The organism is Marinobacter halotolerans (assembly GCF_008795985.1).
Taxonomy (GTDB): Bacteria; Pseudomonadota; Gammaproteobacteria; order Pseudomonadales; family Oleiphilaceae; genus Marinobacter; species Marinobacter halotolerans.
Window position 1 is genome coordinate 208412 of the sequence record NZ_VMHP01000001.1, and the last position, 23337, is coordinate 231748.

The 23337-nt window shown below is 51.6% G+C and carries 17 protein-coding genes and 1 pseudogene; 3 read left to right on the top strand and 15 right to left on the bottom strand.

Annotated features, from left to right (window positions below):
- Positions 1-235: 235 nt before the first annotated feature.
- From FPL19_RS00910 to cysQ, 10 genes are all read right to left on the bottom strand, one after another.
- A complete protein-coding gene (locus FPL19_RS00910; RefSeq protein ID WP_150909725.1) occupies positions 236-1159 on the bottom strand; it encodes a Wzz/FepE/Etk N-terminal domain-containing protein in 924 nt (307 codons plus the stop codon).
- Entirely contained in the window at positions 1159-3786 is a 2628-nt protein-coding gene (locus tag FPL19_RS00915; protein WP_225314242.1) for an SLBB domain-containing protein, read from the bottom strand. The genes FPL19_RS00910 and FPL19_RS00915 overlap by 1 nt, the downstream gene beginning before the upstream one ends.
- A 30-nt stretch (positions 3787-3816) precedes the next feature.
- Positions 3817-5313, bottom strand: coding sequence for a capsule assembly Wzi family protein (locus FPL19_RS00920; protein WP_150909727.1), 1497 nt, complete (start codon positions 5311-5313; stop codon positions 3817-3819).
- Positions 5314-5564: 251 nt separating this feature from the next.
- Entirely contained in the window at positions 5565-6053 is a 489-nt protein-coding gene (rfaH, locus tag FPL19_RS00925) for a transcription/translation regulatory transformer protein RfaH (protein ID WP_150909729.1), read from the bottom strand.
- A 62-nt stretch (positions 6054-6115) separates the two neighbouring features.
- Entirely contained in the window at positions 6116-6967 is an 852-nt protein-coding gene (locus FPL19_RS00930; RefSeq protein ID WP_150909731.1) for a DNA ligase, read from the bottom strand.
- Between the two features lie 10 nt (positions 6968-6977).
- The gene (locus tag FPL19_RS00935) at positions 6978-7853 is read right to left on the bottom strand and encodes an AbrB family transcriptional regulator (protein ID WP_150912344.1); all 876 of its coding nucleotides are present in this window, start codon (positions 7851-7853) and stop codon (positions 6978-6980) included.
- On the bottom strand, positions 7828-10698 hold the full coding sequence (locus tag FPL19_RS00940; RefSeq protein ID WP_150909733.1) for a toxin VasX: 2871 nt from the start codon (positions 10696-10698) through the stop codon (positions 7828-7830). The genes FPL19_RS00935 and FPL19_RS00940 overlap by 26 nt, the downstream gene beginning before the upstream one ends.
- Positions 10691-11557 (bottom strand): DUF4123 domain-containing protein, encoded by an 867-nt coding sequence (locus FPL19_RS00945; protein ID WP_150909735.1) that lies wholly within the window; start codon positions 11555-11557, stop codon positions 10691-10693. The genes FPL19_RS00940 and FPL19_RS00945 overlap by 8 nt, the downstream gene beginning before the upstream one ends.
- Positions 11557-13647, bottom strand: coding sequence for a type VI secretion system Vgr family protein (locus FPL19_RS00950; protein WP_150909737.1), 2091 nt, complete (start codon positions 13645-13647; stop codon positions 11557-11559). Before FPL19_RS00950 ends, FPL19_RS00945 begins: the two co-directional genes overlap by 1 nt.
- A gap of 129 nt (positions 13648-13776) precedes the next feature.
- Entirely contained in the window at positions 13777-14559 is a 783-nt protein-coding gene (gene cysQ / locus FPL19_RS00955) for a 3'(2'),5'-bisphosphate nucleotidase CysQ (RefSeq protein ID WP_150909739.1), read from the bottom strand.
- Between the two features lie 87 nt (positions 14560-14646).
- Between cysQ and FPL19_RS17805 the strand changes: the two are divergent.
- Both FPL19_RS17805 and FPL19_RS00960 read left to right on the top strand, forming a co-directional pair.
- Positions 14647-14847 (top strand): annotated as a pseudogene (locus tag FPL19_RS17805) (pilin); the annotation flags it as partial.
- Positions 14848-14994: 147 nt separating this feature from the next.
- On the top strand, positions 14995-16146 hold the full coding sequence (locus tag FPL19_RS00960; RefSeq protein ID WP_150909741.1) for a glycosyltransferase family protein: 1152 nt from the start codon (positions 14995-14997) through the stop codon (positions 16144-16146).
- Here the strand turns inward: FPL19_RS00960 and FPL19_RS00965 are convergent.
- From FPL19_RS00965 to FPL19_RS00985, 5 genes are all read right to left on the bottom strand, one after another.
- Entirely contained in the window at positions 16115-17188 is a 1074-nt protein-coding gene (locus FPL19_RS00965; protein ID WP_150909743.1) for a UDP-N-acetylglucosamine 2-epimerase, read from the bottom strand. The two genes, FPL19_RS00960 and FPL19_RS00965, sit on opposite strands and share 32 nt — an antisense overlap.
- A gap of 58 nt (positions 17189-17246) precedes the next feature.
- Positions 17247-18119: a glycosyltransferase family 2 protein gene (locus tag FPL19_RS00970; protein WP_150909745.1), complete on the bottom strand. Its 873-nt coding sequence runs from the start codon at positions 18117-18119 to the stop codon at positions 17247-17249.
- 41 nt (positions 18120-18160) lie between these two features.
- Entirely contained in the window at positions 18161-20056 is a 1896-nt protein-coding gene (locus FPL19_RS00975; protein WP_150909747.1) for a tetratricopeptide repeat protein, read from the bottom strand.
- A 99-nt stretch (positions 20057-20155) separates the two neighbouring features.
- Positions 20156-20590 carry a pilin gene (locus FPL19_RS00980; RefSeq protein WP_150909749.1) on the bottom strand — a complete coding sequence of 145 codons (435 nt, stop codon included), beginning with the start codon at positions 20588-20590 and terminating at the stop codon, positions 20156-20158.
- Positions 20591-20808: 218 nt separating this feature from the next.
- Positions 20809-21246: a pilin gene (locus FPL19_RS00985; RefSeq protein ID WP_150909751.1), complete on the bottom strand. Its 438-nt coding sequence runs from the start codon at positions 21244-21246 to the stop codon at positions 20809-20811.
- 367 nt (positions 21247-21613) lie between these two features.
- Here FPL19_RS00985 and pilB point away from each other — a divergent pair, with 367 nt between their 5' ends.
- Positions 21614-23332, top strand: coding sequence for a type IV-A pilus assembly ATPase PilB (gene pilB, locus FPL19_RS00990; RefSeq protein WP_150909753.1), 1719 nt, complete (start codon positions 21614-21616; stop codon positions 23330-23332).
- The last annotated feature ends 5 nt before the right edge of the window (positions 23333-23337 follow it).

A 23337-nucleotide genomic window follows, 5' to 3' on the forward strand; every position in this document is an offset into this window, starting at 1 on the left:
ATTTATTTAGTGAATTATTTTAAAACCCAATAAAATATTTATTACATCTACCGAGAAAATAATAGCACCTAATAGCCGATAATTAATAAAATTAATTATTTTGATGGCGATAGATTGGCTATATTTAATGCACTTTATTCAGTATCTTATTTTTAATGTTTAAAATTACAGACCACTCACAGCTATTTAAATATGTGAGAATTATTGATTAAGGTGTTTTTCGCGGAAATTATCATCAATTACGCCTGAAAACGCGAAGAAGAAATACAATTAGGACGCCGAACACACCTCCCACTAAGGTGGAAATGACCGATATAAAGGCACGGTTAGGCTCACTCTTATCTTGTGGCGCCACAGGTGGATCGATCGTTTCAAAAACGTATTCATTATGAGCGCTAGCTAGCATTACAGTGCGAGTTTCGCTCTCAATAAGTTGGTAGAACACCTGCTTCATGTCGGCTAGACCCGTTTGGTTAAGTTTGGCTTCCAGATAGGCGATTCGAGCTTGGGCCTTTTTTACGTCTTTCCGGCGCATATGTTCATTGACATCGTTTACTAGCAATTCTGCCCAGTTTTTAGCCGCAGGTGGAGACTTACTTTTGACGCTTATGGTCACCATACCGGTTTCAATATTATTGGAGATGGCTAAGTGGTCTTCCTTAAATTTTTTGACCATATCCCAGGCTGTGGGCTCTAAGCTTATACCATCTTCTCCTGTTTGCCATTCGTCAGCATTGGGATTATAGATTTTTCTATCGATAACCCAGTTCTGTTTTTCGGTATCCCAAGCTTTGGCTGCCATAAGTGGAATCTTAAGATTGTGGCGGCGAATAAAGCTTGCAAGAAAAGCGTGGGATTGGAGCACTTCTTTGGCCACGACCGTTTGGTTAGCGCCGCCGCCACCGATGTTTATGCCAGCCAAACTTGCCAGGCCGCCAAGCTGGCCGCCGAGGCTGCCGCCGCTTTCATCCTGTGCTGGAGCAAGCAGCACGCTTGCCTGATAGATATTCGGTTTACTGAGAGCGTAGGCAACCCCGGCCACCGCAAAAAGGAAGGTGGTAGCAAGAATAGTCCACTTGCCTCTCCAGAGAGTTGCAAAGAGTGCCCTTAGGTCGATCTCGTCATCTGAGTAATGATTCTGTTCTGGACCTTGGTTCATCACAAGTTCCCCACAGCCGCGGCACCAAGCGCCATCTGATAGACAATCTGGCTGACATTACTCCAGAGCTCCAGCTGGTTCAGCCGCTCAACATCAATCGGCACGATGATAGTGTCGCCCGGCTGCAATTTCTGACTACGGCTACCAAACCAGGCGCTTTTCTCCGGCAACATTACTGAGCCGTCTGCCTTCACAACGTATACCCGTTCTTCATCCGCCTGACGCGTTGGGCCGCCGCTGCGTTCCAGGTAGTCGTCCACGGTCAGGCCTGCTGAATGAAGGTGGCTGGTTGGGAACTGGACTTCACCGAACACGCTGACCGCCTGTGGGATGGTTGGCACGTTCAAGGTATCGCCATCCTGCAGGAGTATGGCCTGGTAATCCGTTTCAGCCACTACGGCCTGAAGATCGATGACCATTCTTCCAACCGGGCGGCTGCTCTGTACGTCTTCAAGCAGGCCCTGTACTTCCTCTACACGCTGGGCGTTCTCGCCGCCAAAGGAATTGCCTTTGAGCTGCACACCGAGCAAATCGCCCTGAAGGCGCTCTTCCGCCTCACGAAGGCGTTGCGCTTCCAATTGGCGGAGTTTTTCCCGGGTGAATACTGCGCCGCGGGGGAAGGCGTTATCCGTCAGGCCACCGGCGCGCTCTAATACATCACGAAGGGTCTCACCCTGACGGAAGGTGTACTGGCCGGGATAGCGCACTTCGCCTGCCAGCGTGATGGTGCGGTTGGCTCCGAATGCCGGGATGGATTTGATCAGCAGCCTGTCCCGGCTCTGAAGGCGCACATCCGAATTGCCAAGCATGGCTGCGGCAAGGTCGATCTGGATGATTCGGGTCTGCTCGATACCATTGTCATCGGTGTAGCGGCGGGCAAGCTCTGCAGAAAGCATCGAGGCGGAATCGTTCAGGCCGCCGGCTACGAAAATTGCGTTCTTCACTGTGCCTGTCGCGGGCAAGGGATATTCACCGGGGTAACGAACGGGCCCGGAAATTCGGAGAGTCTGTTGTGGTGCGTAAGGGCCCGCTTGCGCTTTCAGGCGCTTGAGCACCGGATCAAACAATGCCGCCCTGGTGAACTGCTCCGCTTTGCGCTTTAGCTCTTCCTGGGCTTTCTGTTCTTTCTCGTCCTGACTGATGTCACGGTTTTGTGCTTCCGGCTGCCGGTTCGTCTGGCTGCCCTGGGTTTGCTGCTGTCGGCCCTCTTTCTGGCCTCCCGGAAGATTAAATGAAATTTTGCCTGTGTTTGTGAAGAACAGAAGCTGGTCTTTTTCCTGCAGCATCAGGTCTTCCGCGCTTCCGGGAGAAGCTACAGCTTCGCGAAGCTGCAGGTTCACCACGGAGATTCTTTTGGTTTCAGGATCCGTGCGCACAATGGCCGCATAGTTGGTATCTGCAAAATCCAGCAGATCCGCATCCAGATTCCGGATGATGGAGCTGACGCGCATGCCCGGCACCCAGGCGAATTTACCCGTTCGGGTAGCAGCGCCTTTGATTTCCACATACTGGCCGGTTACGTCAGCGATGGAAGCCACTGAAACCCTGTCCCCGGATTTCACCCGGACCTGCTTGCCGGAGTTCTCAGTCAGATCGGCTTCGGCAATGATGCGTAGAAAGTTTTCATTGGTGCGTTCGATGCGTGTGATCTGCGGGTAGGCCTGGGGCGTCAGGCCGCCCGCAAGTTCAACAAGCGCGTCCAGACTGGTGCCGGGCTCGATCTCATAAAGCGCTGGTCGGTAGACCTCTCCATCAATGCCTGCGCGGGGGCCGACGGAGGGAACAAAGATAACGTCGCCGGCCTGAAGGCGGGCGTCGTCCGAGGTATCGCCGTCAAGCAGCAGGTCGTAAAGATCCAACGTGCCGACCAGTTTGCCGTCACGTTTGTGTTGCACGTTCCGGAGGGAGCCCGTTTTTTTGATACCCCCGGAAACGTACAGCGCGTTGGTAATGGTCGACAGTGAGCTTACGCTATAGGAGCCAGGGGTTCTGGCCTGCCCGAGCACAAACACGCGAATACTGCGCAGCTCCCCCAGCGAGACGGCGGCTTTTACACCGATGTATTGTTCAGATACCAGCTGATTAATGTAATCCCGGGTCTGCTGAAAGGTCAGCCCCGCAACGGACACCGGGCCACGCTCGGGAAAATCAATGGTGCCATCGCGGGATACCGGCAGTTCCAGTTGCTGGTTCTTGTTGCCCCACAGCTGGACTTTCAAAACATCGCCCGGCCCCATGGTGTATTCCGCCGGTACGGGGATTTCGGTTACCGGTGCGAAGGTGGTGGGTGTACCGGCAAACAGCTCGTAGCCGTAAGGCTCCAGGCCGTTATTTTTCTCCGCGAAAGCTTTGTCTTTCTTTTCCTGTTTCTCCGCCGCCTCGCGGGCCTTCTGCTCGCTCTCCTGCAGAGGTTTCACTACGTCCTGCGCTGGCTGTTCCGGGCGGGATTGGCTCGCCGAGCCAGTTATTTGTTCCAGGTCCACGCCATATTGGCTTGCGAGAGCTTCCTGCTGGGCCTTGGGCAAAGACCTGAATTGCTCGATCTGTGCGGGCGTTATGGATTGAGCATGGGCAGCAAGCACGGGCAGGAAAGCGAATGCCAGGATCAGTTTTTGTTTCAGAGTCACAGTCTACATGTCCGGTTGATTTACTGAATGTCAGAAACGGTAACGCCAGGATGCAGAAAGTGCCCACTGGCCTTTCTCGCCCCCGACAAATTGAAGCTTTTTATTGGTATAGCTGGCGTTAAGGTCCAACCATCCTTCGAATACCTGGGTGCCATAGCTGGATTCCAGCACAGCAATGTTCTGGTCTCGCTTTGGCAGATAGGCAAACACGTCGGCATCGGTGACGTTTGCTCCAACGGCGCCATCCTTGTTCAAGCGTGCGGCTGTGATGTTGACGCCTAGATTACTGCCATCCGGGAAAAAGTTGAACACCCCGAAAGTGAGCGCTTCGGCGTCGCCGTCGATGCTTGCGCCCATGCTTCGGCCGTAATAGTGGTAGCCTGTCTGGTAGCGGAAGTGGTCATAGGTGATGTTGGGCATGGGGTCGCCGAGGATGTCGTCAGCGAGGGTATTGGCGTATTCCAGATACCACTGCTGGTCTTGGGCGAAAAATGCGCTGGTCCAGTCTGTGCCGAATAGCCAGGATTTTCGTGCGGGGAAGGCGCCTGCTTCATCCTCACCCATCATCTGGGTGTATAGGCCCATGCTCTGGTCGCCCAACGCAAAGCCGTAGCGCACATCAACACTGCCGAGCTGATTGCCCGGATCATTCGCCGCGCCACCCTGGGAATTGTCCCGTCCGATCAACATATCCCAGAGTGTTGAGAAATTCTCCGGGCGGCCCTCGCCGCCAAACATTAACATTCTGGACAAGCCTATATCCAGGCCTTCCAGAGGACGAAATGCGAAACGCATGCCTACCAGTTTGGCATCTGGCACCACCCTGTCGCTTTCGAGCTGGCCGGCAAAAACGCTGAACTGCCAGGGGCCGACCCATTGCAGCCATTGGGTTTCAGGGGCCGCTGTTTCGTTCCGGTTCAACCAGACGGCGGGCAATGGCCTGGCATTGTTTGAAAGAATAAGGCTGTGCTGCCAGCCCGGTCCCCACCAGCGGTCGATGGCCCCTGCGCCAACGACCCAGTTATTGACGGTTGCGGCCAGGTAGCTGCCATCGAACCGAAGCGTGTCATCGTCTTCCGGGTTTGCAGCGGCCGAGGGGCTGAGGCCGAAGGCCCAGTATCGGCCCTGCCATTGTAAGTCCAACCCCAATTCCCCTTTGTGCTCAGATTTCGCGGCGAAACTGCGCAAGAACGCGGGTTCCGTAGTTCCAGAAATGGCAGCTTCTGCCCTAAAACCCGGTGTCGCGTTGCGCTCCATTTCAAAACGCAGATAAGCATTGGCACCGTTGACTGATTCATCCCTCGCCAATGAAGACTGATCGACGCCGCCATAAACATTAGCCCAGGAGACGGGCCAGGTGGTTGCAACTCTGTCCAAATGACCCCGGTCTGCCAGTTTCTGGATGGCAAAGCGTGCACGGGGATCACCGGGTTCGATCCACGGGGCGGCCGTCGCTGCAGAGGCAAAAGTTAAGACGATCAGGCACGCTACCGCCCCACCGACCAGGGTCCAGTGTTTTGAGGTCATAGGCTTGCTTGTCAAAAGGAATAAGGCAGGGACGAATACAACGGCGAGGTCGTTCCCGGACTTGATCCCTGTCAGGTTGAGTGTGTTGCGAGTATTAGGAGTGTGAAGATTCTACGGCATCGAGGGTGTCACGCAAATGACAAAAAGGGATTGTTCGTGGTTTTGGGGTGGTTTTCGGGGTTAAGTTTTGTGAAAGAGTCAGGGGTGCATATTGTTTGGTTGAGTTTTTAGAGATATCGGATTGCGCGTTGTTAATCCGACCTACTGGAGAGTGCAGAGACGGAGACCGTAACTTTCTGTTGTTTTTGCATGAAATCGATCAGGACGATAGCGCGTTCTTCGCCGTCGTAGGCCTCGAATATGGCGCTGATTCCACGGAAGGGACCGTCTTCCAGATGAACGGATTGGCCGGGTTTGATGCCACCCTGCTCTGCGACTGTGTCCAGGCCATCCTTGATGTGCTGGATGATGTCGTCGGCAATGCCGGCAGGTTTGTTGGCAAAGCTGACGACACGCAGGATTCCGCGGGTTGAGCGGAGTTTTGCCCACATGGGGTCGGTCTGCTCGAGATTGACGAACAGGTAGCCGGGAAACAGGGGCTCGAGCTTTCTGGTGCGCTTACCTGCCCTGATTTTTTCCACGGTGATTTTCGGGTAAAAGCACGCGACCCCCTGGTTCTGGAGGTGGGCCACGGCGCGATCGCCCTGGGCGGGTTTGTGCTGGAGTGCGTACCAGTTCATTGTCACCACTTGTTGGTCAATCATGACCTTCTAACTTAACACAGGTGTAAAGGGGCATTGGGTTAGTAGTTTTCCGGCTCATCATTTCGAACCCGCATGAAACTGGCAAATCGCGGCAGGCCGGTTGAGGTGAAGCCGTAGTGCTTGTAGGTGATGACTGTCCCAATGGGCGGCGGTGATTTCCGCTCGGCATCGCTGAAGCCAGTGCCTATGTGAAATTCCCGTCCATCGGGCAATTCAACGCGGACGGATCCGAGCAAGCCCTCAAATTTACCGTCGCCTGGCAAGTGGGCAACGATGACGGCTTCTGCATCCTGATATTTTTTTACTTTCAACAGGTCGTCGGAGCGGCCAACTGTGGGGTAGCTGGCGCCTCGTTTCAGCATCAGGCCTTCCCCACCTGCTTCCGCCACTTGATCCAGCGCCGCCATCAATTCGACATGACTGGCGACTCGTCGTTGTTCCACCATCTGCAGGAACGGGGATGGGGATGGAATCAGAAGATTCTTCAGAGCTGATATGCGCTCCGTGAAAGGCTTATTCATTCCAGGCAGATCAAACACCATAAAGCGGATTCTGCGCCAATTGTTGTCCTCTGGCACCCGGCGTCGCACGGCGCCGGAGAGCTCAGCGAATCGGCCACGACCCATCCAGAGTTCGCCGTCCATTTTCGTATTCGGGAAGTTTTCCGTGAACCAGGCCGGTGCCTGATAGATGTTGCCACCACGGGACCAGAGCTTTTGGCCATCCCAGTAGGCGCGCACGCCGTCCAATTTTTCGCTTAACCAGTAGTCTTTGAGATCAACGCCTTCTTCATAAACGTCGGCCAGCGCCAAGCTTGGTTGTTCAGAATGGGCGGTAGGCGCGAGGGCTAGTACTGCCAAAAGGGTAAGAAAGGCTGCGAGACGGGGCATGATAGGTAGGTCAGTAGTAATTAGCTTTCCCGAAGATAGCCTCAATCTCCTTCGGCCACTTAAACTTGAACGGAGTAAACTCCCACCAAATAATACTCGGAATAAACAGAACCACCCCTAAACACTCAATAATTGAAACTACTATTGGTTTTTTTCTCAGGTCTTCTTTGTATGAATCATAATTAATCCAAGCCAGATGCTTAAGGTCCTCTTCAATGACCCCTTCGCTAAAATACCTGACGATGAAATTCCATTTTTGGTACATCCGCTCTTCATTAAACCCTGAAGAAATTTTCTTACGCTGCAGAGGCATTTTAGGGGGCTTCCCACAAAAATAGTGTTTATCCCGCATGAAGAGGTGGCAGTAATACTGTCGCTCCCAAACGACGCCAGAGCCTAGATACTGCCAGTTGTAGGAAAAGGTCACTTCCAGCTCGTTCCAAGGAATCCGGTAGAACGTACCCCGGTGCCCGACGTACACGAATCCCTCTTTCCGGTCGATCCGTACCGGCAACGTGAGCGGGAAGAAAATTTCGAACAGATAGACGGCCACCCAAACTGGCCCAAAAGCAACCAAGACAGCCAGCAGTGCCTTTGAATAAAACAGATTAATAAGCCAGCCCAATGCCATGGCAATAATCATGAACAGATTGATGATGGCCGGTAATCCCGAACGAAGTGATAAGAATGCCGTTCGAGTGTCCATGAACCGCTCACCGATGTAGGCGAAACCGTGTTCCATTTTTTCGGAGGAATCGGACACCCCCTCCACCTTCCGGGCTGGAGGGCTGGCGAGTCGTGCACCATGAGTGCGGTATAACTTCTTTTCCAGCTGTTGTTCGAGGTCGGTTTCCGGAAAATCACACTTCAAAGGCGAGTCTTTCATCGACACCCAGTTCCTCCACATCGTTACCGTTCAGAATGATACGGAGCCCGGTGTCACCCGTGACTTTCCGGTCGTCCTTCTCGTACTCGATGAGCAGCTCAAGCTGATCACACTTGTTGTGGTTGTAGTGGTCAAACCTAAATAGAACACCCTCAGTGGAAGCGTCTAACTTCGTCATGCTATCGAACAGGGCTGTTATGTCATTCGGGTCATCTATCTCAAACCAGTTGGTTTCCACCTCGAACAACTTGATGGAATACCTGCAAGTTCCTTCGCTATAACCCGGCAAAAACACCACAAAAGAGGTCATTTCCGACATGATCTGATGTTCGCCCCGGTTTGTATCCCAGTGAACTCCGATATGCTCGGTTATCCGCACAATAGGCGAAAACAGCATGTAGTAGAACGCATCCAGTTCCGCTTCAAAATACTCCCGGACTTCTCTCCCCTCGCCCGGGGAGGCAAGGGTCTTGCTCGACTCCAGCAATTCCGCACCTGACGGCCTTGTCTGCCCATCCCAGTAACGCAACACAGGCGCGTTGCCCCAGAATGACAGTGAGAGGAAATCCTCGATACGAGATCGGGCAATGTAGAGCTGCACTATGCTGATGATGAAGGAGACTGCAACCAGAACCGCGCCTAACACAAGCACAACAGCCACCCCAGCCCCACTGACGGCACCAGCAACCGCCAGAGTAGCAAGGTAGGTGATGCCTATACTCAGCCCAATCTGGACGCCTGATAAAGCCACCATTGTGTGATGCCCTGTACCTAGCGCTTTATAGCCTACCCAACCTTCCAGACCTATTGAAACTAAAACGCCCAAATAAGGGAGAGTCTTTACGGTGACTCTCGCAAGACCCGCTGTAACGTCTGCAACCTTACTAACAAACCTGAATCCATTAAAAACCACCGATAGCTTGGTCCCGGCATTCGACAGGTTTGCCCCCAAGGCTTTAGCGTATTCTTCTTTTATCAGCAACCCACTGAGGTTAACTACGCCTTCACCAATGTTCCATAGACCTGACAGTACGCCTCCCCACCGATCAACAACTGTTCTATCACCGAGCATGACGTCCTGATGGGTTTTATCCAGACCGGAAAAAAGACTCGCTACATTGACGGCGTGGAAAAAGGTCACGGCGCCGATAAATTTGCCCCGGTTCTGTTTGATATGCTCGACCATAGGGTCCAGCCGAGTGTGTAGCCAGCCAAAGGGGTTGTCCTTGAAGTCCGGGGCCAGGTGAAACATGTCGATCATAGTCTCACGCAGATGAGACCGGATTCTTGCGTCTGCCATGCCAGCGGCGAGAGGGGTCATTGCAAGTCCAGAAAGATTATGGCCGGACGCGTCCTCCAGTGATTTGCGGTTGACTGCCACAAGCAGATCCGCAGCGGTATCAAGCGTGACACCTTCCCGGCGATAAAGATCGATTCCATAGCGTTTCTGGACGGCATTGATCCACTTTTTCCACTGCGGCCAGGTTTGGGGATCTTTTGCCCACACACCCATTTTTGCGGCTGGTGCAGCAAACTCCAACATAAGCGTTTCCGTTGCGGTGCTCACGCGCACATAGGCAGGCATGTCGTAGATACTATCCACGATTTTCTGACTGCCGTAGTCAAAGCCAGGCAGGTCTCTCAGTTTGTGAGCGATACCGTTGGTGGCAGCTGCCAGGAATAGTGCGGTTTTTACCATGTTGCCGACCGTGCCGGCTTCGCCTTCGTCCGCAGCCAGCCAGTTTTCGGCGTCTTCCTTGCCCTTTTCCGCTCCGATATAGCCATCCAGTATATCTGCCAGTTCCTGCTCAACTGCCTTGAACCCTTCCGCGCAGTAGCAGTCGTTGAACTCCAATTTCCTCGCCAACCTTTCGGAGTCAATCCAGCGCTTCCAGTCAATGAATACCAATCCACGAGACTGGTCATATTCTTCAAGCTGATTGTGATAGTTTTCAACGAATGCGTCTTTTTCCTCTGAACGTATTCGCTCTTTCAATTCTTCAGTAACTTCCTTTCGGTCCTCATCTGATTCTTTCTTGCTGGCCTCACGAGCGATAAGCGCGTCCACCATCTGGGAGGTCGTATAGGCATATGCGTTCTCCTCCGCATAATTCATCATCAGGTTTACATGAAGGGCATGCAGCTGGCCTAACTCGGAAGTAATACCGATTTCATCATCAAGTGCAACGCAGTAAGAGAATTCAGTTTCTTTTTTACACTGCCCCTGCAAGTCCGACTCACTGATTCCTATTGCAAAGGCGGTCCGGCTCCACTCGAAATCCATTGGCTCTGGCCTAAAGTCTTCAACCACGCCATTCAGGGCTTCCGTTTCGCAGAGATTGACACCTTCGCGATTCTCCGGGAGGCCACTCAAGTTAAACGGCTGCATTTGCTCTTCACGGACTTGTGCATCTGTTCGCACAAGCTCTTGCAAACGCGCAGTCCATCGATGTTGCACAAACTTCAGAAGCACCTTCCCTTCTGCAGGATGATGTATGGCCGGCAGCGCACTTTGCGCATCAACATCCGGGAGCAGTACCGAATTTACAACAGGCTGCACTTCGGTTATCAGGCCTTGCTCATTCACTTGGTATTCAAGCAGCGTTTCGAAAATTTCGGAAAACATGTAAACCCAACCGGGCGTCAGTTTTCGAACACAGTAATGAGTTTGACCAAGCGCAACGTTAGGTGGACGGAAATTGGAGGGTAAAACAACCTCTTCCTGACTGATCGCCCAGCGCACAGGATATAGCGCGACAGTCTTGGTCTGGAGCGGGCAAACCTGCGCCGCTGAATCGATGTCTTGATCACCCTGCAGAAACGCTGAGCTGTTAGCACTACCCATGAACCAGTCCCTCCGTTGACTTTTTCTCGGCGAATTCTGCAATTCGAGCTATGGCTTTACCTGGCGCTGAGGAGTCTTCCTCCCAGAGGCTCTGCACATCACCGTCATCAAAGGCCTGCTGTCCAAGCCAGCCAATCGTATTGATATAAAGAGCTATATCACGGGTGCTGTTCAACCCCCGCTCCTTCGCCGCTTTGACTAACGCGGCAACGACGTCCCACTGCTGCTCGTTTGCATCAGTTTGCTGAATTAAATGGGGAAAATAGTTCCATGCATGAAGCTCAAGCTTTCTGAGGGCTGTTTTTTCTGCGGCTCGCTCCATCGCGCCTTGATGTTCCTCACGAATATTGAACAGTTCTGTCTGCCGCCCACTCTGGGGTTGATCATTGTGGAAGTACTCCCACTCCCCGCTACGGCGATCCTGGATGACAAAAAGATTGCACGGCCCCATCAACCGCCGCACATCTTCACCCGATGAATCCAGCTTCAAAAGGTGTCGCGAAACCTCAGGATCATAGAACCGGAAAACAACCTTATCCCCTGTGACCACCCTCGCCAAAATCAGTCCACGCAGGTGGTCTATGACCTCTGAAAAGTGGCAGTCAGACTGCATTGCGATGGCCACACCCTGAGATTTCCACTCTTCAAAACATTTGATCGCGAGACAGCTCCCCACCCCTGCTTCGACAAGCCACGGCGAGATTTCCAATAGGTCAGCGAGTTCCGTTCCCCGGTAAAGCGCATCACACTTAGGCACTTCAATTTCGCGATAAATAACCTGGGGCAAGTTATTTACTTTCGCGCCGTCAATAAGAATGAACGTATTCCCCGTGCCGGGAAGATCGGCAAACTTACCCATCAGACCGAACCTCGTGATTCTGTTGAGCAAACCTGGCAGATCCCCTTACCCTGATTCGCTCCATTCTTGATAGCGCGTATCTGATCCGCCTTTGCAATCAGCCTTTTGGGCGCGTCCGGTAACTTTTCAGGCGGAACGCTTACAACGCCCGTTTTTTCTACCAGCCCAGGCATCTCCGGCACCTGAACCTTCTGGCCACTCCCCTTGCCCGGCGAACCACCCGCATTCAGTTTGATTGCTGCGCCACCCATGGCGACGCCGCTGGGATCAATTTTCACGAAGCTGCCACCCGCCTTTAGTGTAATTTCTGCACCCGCTTCAATAACGGCCTTCTGGCCGGCCTTGATATGCAGTTCGGTGCCGGAGTCACTGAGCCAGGCACTGCCGGCCTTCAAGTGCAGTGTGCCGGTAACACTGAAGCTTTGGTCCTTGCCGGTTAGTTCGCGCTTCTCGCCATCCACGGTGCTGTGCTGGTTTCCCTTGATATGGCTGAAGTCGTTGTTTTCGACGGTACGGTGGCTGTCGTTCCCGATAACTTCGGTGCGGTTGTTTTCCGTCAGCAGGTCCAGGTCTTTCTGGGCGTGGATGTAGATCTGTTCTTTGCCGGCTTCATCTTCAAACCGCAGTTCGTTGCTGCCCTCGCCCTTGTGGGTCTGGGTCTTCAGCGTGGTGCGAGTCTTGTGTTCCGGCAGTCCATAAGGCGGAGTGTTGGTGCCGTGGTAGGTTCTGCCCGTGATGATCGGCTGATCGGGATCGCCGTCCAGGAAAGACACGATGACTTCGTGGCCGATTCTGGGCAGAGCCATAAAGCCATACTGGCCGCCGGCCCAGCCCTGGCTGACTCTGAGCCAGACGCTGCTGTGTTCATCATTCTTTGAGTAGCGGTCCCACGGGAACCTTACTTTGACTCGCCCGTGTTCGTCGCAGTGGATTTCTTCACCCTCCGGACCGGTGACGATGGCGATCTGGGGGCCATCCATGAGTGGGCGGTTTATGGTATTCGGGCTGGGTCGCCAGGTACGGTCAGCGGGGATGGCCTGGAAGTCGTTGTGGTAAGTGGTGAGGCCACTGCCGCCCTCTTCTTCCAGGGCCTGGGGCTGTTCGCCCTTATGGGTCACAGCAGTGAACAGCCATTCCCGGTTCAGGGGTTGGTTGTCGTGTTCGGTCAGTTCCGTTTTGGCGCCGACGGTGAAGTCCGGGCGGTTGCTTTTGCCGGTGGCGGTGCTCGCGTCGTTTCTTAGTCCGTCCAGTCTCGATTCGGTAAAGGGCTGGCCGCTGGCGTCGGCCTTGAAGCGGCCGGGGTAGTCGTAGTGCTGGTAGTCTTCCCGCTGGCTATCCAGTTTATCGGCCTGGTGTTCGTGCATCAGGGCGTAGGCGGGGTTTTTGAAGGTGTAGTCCTTCATGGCGACGGAAGCGGCTCTTACCCGTTCCTGGTAACTGAATCGGAAGATGGCTGGTTGTCTGGTGCTGCCGCCGGCTTTGGCGTTGTATTCGGAAGGCGCCAGTTTGGGGGCGTCGCCGTGGTGGTCGGCGATGATCAACTGGGGCTGTTCTTCGCCATTTACATCGCCGTGGCTGTAGCGATAGTGCCAGCCCTCTTCGGCAGAGAGGCGTTCGATAAAGGATAAGTCGCTTTCCCGATGCTGAACGCAGTATTCCCGCTCGATGGGGGGGCGTTTCAGGTCGAAGGTGGTGTCGATGATGCCCCGTTCTTCCAGCAGGGTGCGCACGATGGCGTCGGTGGCCTGGGTCTGGAAGATGCGGCTGTTGTGCATCAGGCCCAATCGCCATAAGGGCGGCTGGATGATGATTTCGTAGCGGGTGCGGCGGTGGCCGATGTCGCCCCGGGCGAATTCGTTGACCACGCCGGTGAAGCGGCGCATAGGCTCGCCGTTCTGCCACACCACCAGATCGACCGGTTGTTCCAGTACGTCAGACGCTGACATGTGCGAAAAGGTGCTGGCCAGGTCCAGCCGGCCGTGGAACAGGCTCGACAGACTTTCCGTCAGCTCGAAGCCGACAACGGTGAAAAAATCCCGGGGGAGTCCGCCAATGGTGGCGGTGAACTGCAGTCCACTTGCCTGGGGCATGTCTTCGGTCCTTGAAGATCCTGATGGCTTTTACTTATTGGGCGCCCTTCCTGAGCAATGCAAAGTATAACGACCCGGGGCAAAGATGTAACCCCAAACCGAGGAGACATGGATCACGCCTTGCGGCCTTTATTTCTGGCTGTCCTGCCGATACCAGCTACCCGAGGCAACGAAAAACGGATTCAGGACATCCTCCTTTCCGTATTTCAACGGAGTGCCGTCCAGAGTTTCGACCTTGCCACCCGCTGCGGCGAGCACCGCATGTGCTGCGCCGGTATCCCACTCGCAGGTTGGGCCCAGCCTCGGGTAAATATGCGCCTGACCTTCTGCAATCCGGCAGAATTTGAGGGAACTGCCTGCCTGGACAAGTTCATGGGAGCCGAGTTTATTGATGAAAGCCTTGGTATCGTCGTTCAGATGGTTTTTGCTGGCCACAACCAGAACCGTATCTTTTGGCTCTGTCACAGAAATCCGGTGGATTTCGCCGTCAGAATCCCTTTTAAAAGCGCCCGCGCCGATAGCGCCCCAGTAGGCTTCATTCAGTGCCGGAGCCGTGACCACTCCAAGCACTGGCTGACCATCTTCAATCAATGCAATGTTGACGGTGAATTCGCCGGTTCGCTGAGTGAAGTCCTTGGTGCCGTCGATGGGGTCAATGAGCCAGAACCGGCGCCATTGTTTGCGTTGTTCCCAGGGAATGTCTGCGTCTTCTTCGGAGAGGACCGGGATGTCTGGGGTCAACTCACGTAGGGCGTCGACGATGATTTTGTGGCTAGCAAGGTCTGCTGCAGTGATTGGGGATTCGTCGGCTTTAAAATCAATCTGAAAATCCGTGATGTAGATTTCATGCGCTTTTTCACTAGCGTTATCGGCGATTGCCGAGACTTCCGTAAGAAGCGATTTGTATTGCATTGCTGATTTCCATGTTTTGCGTCAAAAACTGGGAGGACAGATTGAGCCTCAAACCAAAAGTAGAAATGCCCCCCCCATTAGAACAAGGGCTTTACCTTGATTGAAGTAATGATTTTTATCGCCAGCGTAGGAATATTGGCAGCGATCGCCATCCCCTCTTATCGATCTTACGTCATTCGCGAAAAGCTTAGCGAACCTTTAGGGATAATAGCTTCAGCAAAACCAGCGATATCGGAACATTACGCCAACGAAGGGACGTTAATGCGACCTACGAAATTCCATTCCTAGTAACACTAGGCAGCAATTTAAACGGACTACCCAGTGTAATCGGCGCAAGCCCAAGTGGTCGTCCGGGCGCTCCCATCGGGGTGACTCTTGGTGTAACAATAACTAATATGGACAGCTGGACAGGCAATACCGTAACTAAGGTCATTCATGGCAGCAGATTTTTCACACCTCAGCATCATCTTTCATCACCCCCGCGCAATTACTGAAAACGGCAGTTCCGGCAGTCAGGTTCGTCCCTATAAGATGCTAACAGCCTTTCGGCAGTTGGGAGTCAAGGTCACTGAGGTTACCGGGGATAAAAGGACCCGGTCCGCAATCATGCGAGATACAAAGGCGCGCATAAAGGCTGGTGAAAAATTCGACTTCGTTTATTCGGAAAACCTGACCATCCCATTCGCAATGTCTGAGAGTCATCGCCTGCCACTGAATCCACTGCTTGATCACCGCTTCCTGACATTCTGCAACAAAAGCAAAATTCCAGTTTCAATGTTCTACCGCGATGCATACTGGAGAGACGGTTCGTACCGGGAAATGCTCCCCTGGTTTGGACGTGCCATTACAGTTCCACTTTATTGGTTTGATTGGCTATGGCAAATGAAGTATCTAAGCTTGCTGTACTTGCCATCAAAAGCGATGGGCCTGAAACTGCCATGGACCAATAAATTTAGTCGGGTGGAAGGCTTGCCACCCGGATCCGAGATTTTTGATGACGCCACAGGAGTCAAGTCAGGCGGTTCTGACCAAATCAACCTTTTCTATGTAGGTGGCATAGAGCCGCCCATGTATGATCTCAGACCGCTTTTAACAGCAGTGAAAAACATGAAGTCATCTGTCTCATTGACAGTGTGCTGTCGAGAAAAAGAATGGATCAAATTGAGCGATCTGTACCGAAGCTATATAAATGATCGGGTCCAAGTCGTTCATCACTCAGGCAAAGAGCTCATCAGACTCTACAAAAACAGTGACCTGTTCGCACTCGTACGCAATCAGCACAGCTACCTTGACTTCGCAGTTCCCACAAAAGTCTATGAGTCTGTTGGTTTCGCGCTCCCGATATTGTGCTGTCCGGGCGACGAAACTGCGCGCAGAGTTGCTTCAGAGGGGCTAGGTTGGGTCGTAGATCCTGAGGAGATCTCTAATTTTCTGCAAGAGCTTTCAGACAACCCTAAATTGATAGAAGATAAGAAAAAACGTTTAATTGAGATTCGAAAGAATCATAGTTGGACGAGCCGAGCAGCTTCAGTCTGTAACGATATGACAAAACGGGCTAGTAAAACGGCTTTAAATCATCAACAATGATTTTTGCTGGGCTTATATGAGAATTAGAAGGCGCAGATCGATATCTTTCCAGGTTATCAAAAAAACCACGAATTCTTTCCTCCGAATAATTGGAGAGGACGACATTTCTGCCAATGCCCTCCTGACGCTCAGTGCTCTTTCTCATAACTAAGCAGGGCAAACCGATGTAACTGCTTTCTTCTTGATTGCTGCCGCCATCAGTGACCAAAAACTGCGCCTGCGCGAGAATGCCTGTAAACTCGAAATAGCTTAATCGTTTCCGAAGCTCGATTCCTTGTTCTGCTTGGAGACGTTTAAAAAGCCCGGCATTTCGTAAGCGATGTTCCGTCGGTGGGTGCATTATGAATAAGATCTTCTGCTTACGCGAAATCTGAATAACTTGATCTACGATCCATTCAAGACGGGCAGAACGGAAAATGTTCTCGTATCGATGAATTGACACAATTCCAAAATCTGAGCGTGCACTTTTACTTGCCATCCTTGCTGCCAGTTTTGTTGCATCTAGCATGGTATTTCCATGAGTATGAACAATCTTCTTATCATAACCTTTTAGGTTAGCGACAGAAGCATCATCAGGACAATAAAATATGTCCGCCAACCTGAAGGTGGAAAGCCGTACAAGCTCCTCGGGAAATGGATGAAATAGATTAAAGGATCTGAGTCCACTCTCGATATGACCGCACTTAAAACCCATCCGTTTTGCGGCCAATGCCCCGATCAGAGTCGAGAAAGTGTCGCCATGCACTAAAACTATATCTTTACTGCCTTTCGCACGGCCAGCCCAGCACTCCGACGAGCGACGCGTGCGTTTCTCGCAAAGGTAGGCCCATTTGGGAACTTGTATTTTTTCTTTTATATCTGAACCGGTAGTAACGTATGAATCGGGCTCAGGTAGCGAGAAATCATTAAGAATATCATTCATCGTTTCCTGGTGTTGACCTGAGTGTATAAAATTATAGGAGACACCTTGATCCTGAAGCATCTTCATAATAGGGGCCATTTTAATGAGCTGCGCTTTAGTACCAAGAAAAACGTGGATCATTAGACTACCTAATCAAATAGTTAAAATCTGGCAGCTGCAAAAATATCCGTCATTTTATTCAACGGCGTTTACCTGAAGGTTTATTAGTTCCAGCATACATCAATGCTGTTATCTGCTCTGAGACCAACCCAACCAAAAAAATAGTAAGTGATGTAGTAAATAGCAATGCACTCATGTTAGTAAAAGTTCCAAAATTATGGAAGGTATACCCATAATATCCAACGCCTAAAAGAAACAAGAAAAGCGCAATCGGCACAAACATTTTCAAGGGGGAATAAAGCGTTCCAATTTTGAATATAATCAAAAGAAATCGAGCACCATCCCGCACCGGTTTAATATGACTCTTGCCGACACGCTTAGCGGCATCAATTGGCACGTAGCCTACTGTATAACCTGCTCTGAAAAACGCCATAGTTGAAGTTGTGGGATAGGAAAAACCATTTGGCAGTAGGTAGAGAAACTCGAGAAACTTTTCTCGCCTTACGGCACGAAATCCGGAAGTCAAATCCTCGATTTTGTGTCCGGTCATATAGCTTGCAATACGGTTGTAAAGTTTATTGGCAATACCTCTCCCCACACTTGCCTGTGATCCAGCTTGCCTGGCGCCCACAACCATATCGAAACCTTGGTCAACCTTCTGCAATAACCGAAAGGCATCATTTGGGGAGTGCTGTCCATCTCCATCCATGAAAAGGATTACATCTCCTGCTGCGGCTCTCGCACCACTTTTGATAGCCGCACCGTTTCCTTTAGAGTACGGATGACGAATCACTCTCGCCCCAAGGTTTTCAGCGATATCACCTGTGCCATCAGATGAGCCATCATCAACAACAATAATTTCTTTGAGGTTAGGTAGAGCCAGCAACCCCTCTACTAATAACTTTATTGACGCAGATTCATTTTTTGCCGGTATAACTATCGATACTTCCATATGCAGATTCACCTTTTATGTTTTTGTATGGACCTGCAGCTTTAGTCTTTGACTGCACCTTCGCTGACTGAGATGTCACTTCTTACCACATGAATAAAGTGCTCCACTTGTTCAAGTGGTGGCGACTCTATGGCCGCTCGACCAGTCAGATCGTCGAAACGCAACCGCTCCCTTACATAACGAGCGTCTTCAAGTGCCTGCTTGTAAAGCCCTGCATTCGCCTTATAGGCAGCAATATTCATCCTCATGTGTAGCGAGGACCGAGATTCCAGGGCCTTATTGAGCATTGCCAGTGCCTTCTCTTTCGCACCGACCCGTAGTAGGGCTAATCCATGATAGTAATGAAGGTGAGCGTATGCCAGCGACTCAGGGGATTTGTGGGACGAGCTGTTCAATAGTTTTTGCGTAATCGCAACGACATCATCATCTGATATCCCGTTGCATTCATTTGAGGACGCACTGGTCAAGAGGCTGTTCAGGAGGCCAAAATCTGTGTAACGATAAGGTCCCGACTCCGAGAGCGACATAACTTCAGCCATGTCCTCCGCTTTGACACTGCCCGTCATGCACTGAACCAGGACCTGAGTCAGTCTTAAACGAAAATCTCCTGGAATACGCTCGGCGGCATCGTCCAGCAATTTTCGCGCCTCTAAACCTTGACCGCTTGAGAACAACATACTTGCGGCTTCGGTCTGGGAGCGCACTGAATCGGGTTTTTTAACAGCCCAAACCATCGTAAGTTTCTGATAGTCACCCCACAAATTGGATGCGGAGTATGTAAATGCAGCCATTACTCCAACCAGAATAAGGCTCAATATGGTTTTAAAAGGAGGTCGCAAATAGTCAGCGCCCCAAAGAATAAGCGGGAGAAAAAGAAACGCGCTCCCAAGGTAAATACGATGATCAAATTTCATTTCGAGGCCAATTGTGGTCGACTCAACACAAAGAGACGCAAAATAGAAGAGAATGACAAAAGACACGACTGGCCGGCTTTTACGCATAAAGACTGCGAAGCTTATCGATCCAATCACCGTTATAGCAGATAAAAACGTCGTTATTGGGGAAAAAAAACCGCGACTGACAGATAGCTCATCATAAAAAATCTGACCGCCAGCCGAACTCGGTGCAAACCAATTGTGCAGATAAGAAAGTACCACCCTGAATTGCGTCATCACCCGTTCATATGGTGAAAAATCTCTGTTGCTGTAATCGTTAAACCAATTTCCCAAAAACGGACCTTTTAAAAGCAGCACTGCAAGCGCGACAGAAGGTAGGATCAGCGCAACCCATTTCCATAGACGGTTAAGCCTCGGCATTTCAGGATTTGCAGAAACTATCGTTACTTCAAGACACAAAATTAATAGCACAAGAACTGCGCCATTCTCTTTCGAGAAAGTTGCCAATACAGTTCCCACGCCGATCCCCAACGTCATGCAACTATAAGCTTTTAAAGGATTGACGCATATCCTTGTACGACCATAGAGGTAGACCAACATTCCGGTAAAACAGAACGTGGTTGCAAGCATTGCCATGCGCTGAATCACGTAAAGCGTTGTTGAGGTGAGATAAGGATGGAGCAGCCACAATCCGGCGGTCAGCAAGGCCACCCAGACACCTCGCTGGTAAGTGACGCAAACACCGACTTGCATAATTTTCAGGGTAAGAGCGAAAAGGAGCGTGCCGTTCAAAAGATGAAGCAGGACGTTGGTGTACTTAAACCCCGATGGGTCGGCTGGCCAAACATTCGAATTCAGCAAGAACGTAAGAAGGGATATTGGGCGGCCGGTGGGGCCTGAAAATCCACCGAAAACATAGGACTGAAGGGTTTCCCAATCGGCCACACCACCATTAAGGCCAAGCGCTCGAAGGTTCGGAAAATCATCAAATAGAAATGGGCCAGATAGCCCCGGATAGTATACTGTGTAACCAATGATCAAGACGAGTATCCAACATACGGAAGCCGTCAAATTTCTCTTGTTGAAAAAGTGTTGCATGTTGCTCTACATATAAATACGAGTCAAAAATTACCTAGCCGCTCATCTGCAATTCGTGGGCAAATATTTGGCCGGCAAAGAACTCGACCGGCAAACCCACTTAATACTTCCAACAGATGTAACCGCTGACACTTCAAGAGTATCACCTAAAACCTGGGAATTAACGTTGTTTCCGTACGTTACTAGAACTACTCCAGTTCCACCCGCGCTCCCGGCATCCACCGATGACACGTAAGTGCCGTCAATTTCAGAAGCAATGGGCAAACCCAGCGAAGCATTAGAAGCCGGAAAGTTACCACGCTGCTCATAATACTCAGACATTGCAACTTTCGCCCCAGCAGCAAGGCTAAGCCCCTCAGACACCTGAGATCGGATAGTGAATTCCTGGTAAACTGGGACTGCAACTGCGGTGAGAATACCAATGATTGCAACCACGATCATAAGCTCAATCAAAGTAAAACCTTTGGATGTCTTCATAATCTCTACTCTCTCGAAATCTCAAATCATGAAACAGCACAAGAAGAGCTACATAGAGATCTTATAGGGGCTATTTTTTTATGCTCCAAGATCCACAGCTGTTTCGGTGTGTGGCGGCCTGATCGGCGGATTTACCTCTCGACGACATCGCCGAGAACTTCAACTTTGAGCAAAAAAAAGGCCCGCTGAGCGGGCCTTCTGTTCAGACTCCGATTTGATTACCGGCAGTTTGTAGGCAGGTACTTATCTTCTAGAGAAGTTGAACGGCATACCCACTGGATGCTTCCCGCAGAAGTGACAGCAGAGACTTCCAACACGTCATTGAGGATCTGTGTGTTCACGTTGTTGCCGTATGTGACTTGAATAACGCCATTTCCACCGGCGCTTCCGGCATCAACCGAACTGACATACGAACCGTCAATATTAGCGGCTGCAGAGAGTCCCAACGAACCGTTAGCACTGGGGAAACGACCAGTTTGGTTGTAAAACTCTGCCAAAGCTGTTTTGGCGCCTGAAGCGAGACTCAGACCTTCAGATACCTGCGCACGAATCGTATAGTCCTGATAAGCCGGAATAGCAACCGCCGCAAGAATACCAATGATCGCAACAACGATCATCAGTTCGATAAGAGTAAAACCCTGTTGAACTTTTTTCATGTGTTATCTCCAGATTCTTGTAAGTCATACTCCTGAAGGAGCAGCCTGCATGGACTAAAGCATCTGCCGTGCCAACTCGGACCCTCCACTAACTTACATCGTATTATCAACCACATACCATGGACGCGCCTATGAACAAGACTTACATTGCGCCGGACAAATGTGCCGATGATGGTCAGCCGGTGACGTTTTTTGTCACCCTCTACCCCTTCTTAACGGTCACAGGTTCTCGCGCCTCCCTGCTTCAATAGTTTTTTCTGCAGTGAACGAAAATCCTGATCGCTTTCCAAACGCAGGCCTTCCATCTAAACTCTGGTAATATTTCAAAACACGATTTCAGCAACTTAGGCAGCATTGTTAAACACCTATGGCTACTGACAAGAACAACGTAACGCTCACCGGCCTGGCCCGGCGATTTGTCGACGACGGGTTGCTGGAAGAGGCCACCGCAAAAGACGCCTTCATCCAGGCATCCCAGAACCGCATTCCGCTGATTACTTATCTGGTTCAGAACAATCTGGCCAACAGCAGTGGGCTGGCTTTTTCAGCGGCGATGGAGTTCGGCGTTTCAGTGCTCGACCTGAGCTCGTTCATGCCGGAAATGATGCCGGAAAAGGCGGTAGACGAGAAACTGATCCGCAAACACAACGCGCTTCCTCTCTACAAACGAGGTAACCGTCTGTTCATTGCGGTATCTGACCCGACCAATATTCAGGCGCTTGACGAGATTAAGTTCAACACCGGCCTCAGCACGGATGCCGTGTTAGTAGATGACGCGAAGTTGCGGGATGCCATCGACAAGTTCCTTGAATCCCAGGACACCACCATGGGTGACCTGGACGATGCTGACCTTGAGGGCGTCGAGACCGAAGGCGGCGATCAGGACGATGACAACGCGGTGGTTGCCGCCAGCGATGTGGACGATGCCCCGATCGTCAAATTCGTGAACAAAATGCTGCTTGACGCAATCCGGGGTGGAGCGTCGGACGTCCACTTTGAGCCTTATGAGAAGGCGTATCGTGTTCGCTATCGGACTGACGGCATCCTGAAAGAGATGTCGCGACCTTCCATAAAGCTGGCCCCCAAGATCGCAGCCCGCATAAAGATCATGTCCCAGTTGGACATTTCAGAGCGACGCGTTCCCCAGGACGGCCGGATCAAGATGAAGCTGTCCAAGACCAAGGCGATCGACTTCCGGGTTAATACACTGCCTACACTCTGGGGTGAGAAAATCGTGCTTCGTATCCTCGACCCCAGCCAGGCAAAAATGGGCATCGATGCGCTGGGCTATGAGGACGACCAGAAGCAACTGTTCATGGACGCATTGGTGCAGCCCCAGGGTATGATTCTGGTTACCGGGCCCACCGGCTCCGGTAAAACGGTTTCTCTTTACACCGGCCTGAACATCCTGAACACACCGGAGCTGAATATTTCCACGGCCGAAGACCCGGCGGAAATCAACCTGGAAGGCATCAACCAGGTGAACGTTAACACCAAGGTTGGATTGGGATTCGCAGAAGCTCTTCGTGCTTTCCTACGGCAAGACCCGGACGTGATCATGGTGGGTGAGATCCGGGACCTGGAAACCGCTAACATTGCCATCAAGGCCGCGCAAACCGGCCACCTGGTCCTTTCTACCCTGCACACCAATAGTGCCGCCGAAACGCTGACTCGTATGATGAACATGGGTGTTCCTGCCTTTAACATCGCCACGTCGGTTAGCCTGATTATTGCCCAGCGTCTTGGCCGTCGACTCTGCAATGCGTGTAAAGAAGGTGCAGATGTCCCTCAGGAGCTGCTTTTGAAGGAAGGGTTCACACAGGAACAAATTGATACAGGCTTCACGTTGTACCGCCCCAAGGGCTGTGATAAATGCAATGGAGGGTATAAAGGCCGCGTCGGAATTTACGAAGTGGTCAAGATTACCGAGAACCTGGCCAGCATGATTATGGAAGAGGCCAGCTCCATAAAAATTGCAAAACAGGCCGAGGCCGAAGGCTTCCGCAACTTGAGAAAGTCCGCCCTTCGAAAAGTGGTTGAAGGTGTGACCAGTCTCGAGGAAGCCAACCGCGTGACGAAGGATTAAGAAGT

What these genes read in the sequence shown, in the direction of transcription:
- pilB (WP_150909753.1), top strand. Translation starts at nt 21,614, where the DNA reads ATGGCTACTGACAAGAACAACGTAACGCTCACCGGCCTGGCCCGGCGA.
- FPL19_RS00940 (WP_150909733.1), bottom strand. Translation starts at nt 10,698, where the DNA reads ATGGGTAGTGCTAACAGCTCAGCGTTTCTGCAGGGTGATCAAGACATC.
- FPL19_RS00950 (WP_150909737.1), bottom strand. Translation starts at nt 13,647, where the DNA reads ATGCCCCAGGCAAGTGGACTGCAGTTCACCGCCACCATTGGCGGACTC.
- FPL19_RS00935 (WP_150912344.1), bottom strand. Translation starts at nt 7,853, where the DNA reads ATGAAAGACTCGCCTTTGAAGTGTGATTTTCCGGAAACCGACCTCGAA.
- FPL19_RS00980 (WP_150909749.1), bottom strand. Translation starts at nt 20,590, where the DNA reads ATGAAGACATCCAAAGGTTTTACTTTGATTGAGCTTATGATCGTGGTT.
- FPL19_RS00970 (WP_150909745.1), bottom strand. Translation starts at nt 18,119, where the DNA reads ATGGAAGTATCGATAGTTATACCGGCAAAAAATGAATCTGCGTCAATA.
- FPL19_RS00965 (WP_150909743.1), bottom strand. Translation starts at nt 17,188, where the DNA reads ATGATCCACGTTTTTCTTGGTACTAAAGCGCAGCTCATTAAAATGGCC.
- FPL19_RS00930 (WP_150909731.1), bottom strand. Translation starts at nt 6,967, where the DNA reads ATGCCCCGTCTCGCAGCCTTTCTTACCCTTTTGGCAGTACTAGCCCTC.
- FPL19_RS00945 (WP_150909735.1), bottom strand. Translation starts at nt 11,557, where the DNA reads ATGGGTAAGTTTGCCGATCTTCCCGGCACGGGGAATACGTTCATTCTT.
- FPL19_RS00960 (WP_150909741.1), top strand. Translation starts at nt 14,995, where the DNA reads ATGGCAGCAGATTTTTCACACCTCAGCATCATCTTTCATCACCCCCGC.
- rfaH (WP_150909729.1), bottom strand. Translation starts at nt 6,053, where the DNA reads ATGAACTGGTACGCACTCCAGCACAAACCCGCCCAGGGCGATCGCGCC.
- cysQ (WP_150909739.1), bottom strand. Translation starts at nt 14,559, where the DNA reads ATGCAATACAAATCGCTTCTTACGGAAGTCTCGGCAATCGCCGATAAC.
- FPL19_RS00910 (WP_150909725.1), bottom strand. Translation starts at nt 1,159, where the DNA reads ATGAACCAAGGTCCAGAACAGAATCATTACTCAGATGACGAGATCGAC.
- FPL19_RS00985 (WP_150909751.1), bottom strand. Translation starts at nt 21,246, where the DNA reads ATGAAAAAAGTTCAACAGGGTTTTACTCTTATCGAACTGATGATCGTT.
- FPL19_RS00920 (WP_150909727.1), bottom strand. Translation starts at nt 5,313, where the DNA reads ATGACCTCAAAACACTGGACCCTGGTCGGTGGGGCGGTAGCGTGCCTG.